Annotated in this window: 1 protein-coding gene; it reads right to left on the bottom strand. The window is 35.8% G+C overall.

The genetic code is table 11. The features are described from left to right. A partial coding sequence (locus FVQ77_17425; protein MBW8052085.1) for a S8 family serine peptidase occupies positions 1 to 1,757 on the bottom strand: 1,757 nt, incomplete at its 3' end. Positions 1,758 to 2,023: the final 266 nt, after the last annotated feature.

The raw sequence follows: 2,023 nt of genomic DNA, 5'->3' as shown, positions 1-2,023 counted from the left end.
GTATCATTTAATCCGGCAGCCGGTGACCAGGCAAATAATAATGCCGTATCAACTGTTGATGTACCGATAATAATGCTATCGCCAAAGCAAATAGTTGTATCATTACCTGCATCAGCTATTGGTGGCGGGTTTAGGTTTACTGTAACTAATATTGTATCTTTGATAATACAAGCCACAAGTGTGTCTGTTACCGTTAAAACGTATTGAGTAGTAGTATCTGGTGATGCAGCAGGATTTGCTATAGTTGTATCATCTAATCCTATAGATGGCGACCAACTATACAATAAAGTAGTATCTACAAATAGAGGACCTAATACAACATTTTGCCCAAAGCAAATATTTGCATCATTAGTAACAGCCATACTAACGGCTTTGAATGCATTCAGGCGCCCATAACCTAATTCCTGAGAATGCCCCGGTTTAGATAAGTTCCACATATAATTGTATCCTCCAACTTTTTCTGCTGAATTAAGAAGAATAAATCTAATTTGAGCGGGGCTAAGACAAGGTTTTAAGGAACGTAACAAAGCTGCTACACCAGCAACTTGAGGCGATGCTGCTGAAGTACCGCCAAAACTCAAATAAATCGGGTCGAAAACAACAGAATCCGGTGGAGAAGTGCTTAAAATATTTATTCCGGGAGCTGATATTTCTAAATCTGTACCAAAATTTGAAAAAGATGCCTTATTATCATTTGTGTCAGTTGCTCCAACAGCCACTACATAAGGGCTTATTGCCGGATAATCAACAACAGAAGTATCAAAATTTCCCGAAGCGGCAGTAATAAAAATCCCAAAACTTTCATAGGCAGTTTTCAATGCAGAATCTATTGCGGCTGTTTGTCCAATTCCAAGACTCGTAGTAATTATATTTGCTCCTTTGTCTGCCGCATATAAAATAGCATCATCCAGAAGTGAACTTTGTATACTACCACCGATAATCATCAATAAAGCGCCCTGATTTCCAAAACCTCCTGCTATCCCGGCAATACCTTTTGAATTATTTGTTTTGGCAGCAGCAATACCCGCTGTAAGAGTGCCATGTGCGTAACCAGGATCAGCGGAAGGAGTATCAGGTGGTCTGACATCATTATCCATACCAGAAAAATCCCATCCTTTCCAATCATCTACAAAACCATTTCCATCATTATCTACACTATCACCGGTTGTAGGATCGTTGGGGTTTAACCATGGATCTTCACCAGGATTAAGCCATATATTCTGATAACCATCAGACCCTAAACCCAGGTCCTCGTGTTCCCAGTCAAAAGCTGAATTAATAGCAGCAATCACAACATTAGTATCTCCTGTTGATATATCCCACGCCTGCGGAACTTGAATCTGATTTAAATACCATTGGTTTGAAAAAAGGGGATCATTCGGAACGGAAAAGTATTTCCCAATTGTATTTAATTCAGCTACCTGGCTTAACCCGCTGTTAATATATTGCCGAAGAATCTGTACTATATCATCTGTCTGTTGAATCTGCAGATCAATAAAACCAAGTGAATTTTCACGTAATACAATAACATTAGTAGCTGAATAAATGTTGTTTTTTTCTGTTGCGGTAACTCCATTATTGAATTTAACAGTAATTACTCTTTCAACTTCAAAAATAATGCTGCCAACCGAATCAACGAGATACCAAGTCCCATTAATTTTTGAATACAGCTTGTCTCCTAACTGAAAGTCTTGTGAAAATACAAAACTAAAGTTGAAAACAAAAAATAAAGTTATAAATATACTTTTTAAATTCATTATGTTCCTTTATGGATAATTAAAACTCAGCCACACCTGAATGTGACCACAAATATAATAAATATTACATTTCAATATAACAAATTTTACAGGTATTTTTTAAAAAAACTTTCTTTTTACACTGATTACTATGTTTTTAAAAACACTATAATAAACTTCAAGCAAATTACTCATGAGCAAAAACACAATGATTAAAAACGTTACGTTAACTTTAATTGCAAGGTAATAAAATAGAAATAAAGAACAAAAAAAGATTACAACTGTTT

This window comes from Cytophagales bacterium (assembly GCA_019456305.1).
Taxonomy (GTDB): Bacteria; Bacteroidota; Bacteroidia; order Cytophagales; family VRUD01; genus VRUD01.
The sequence above is the reverse complement of the archived record's forward strand: the minus strand, read 5'-3'. Positions and strand labels throughout refer to the sequence as shown.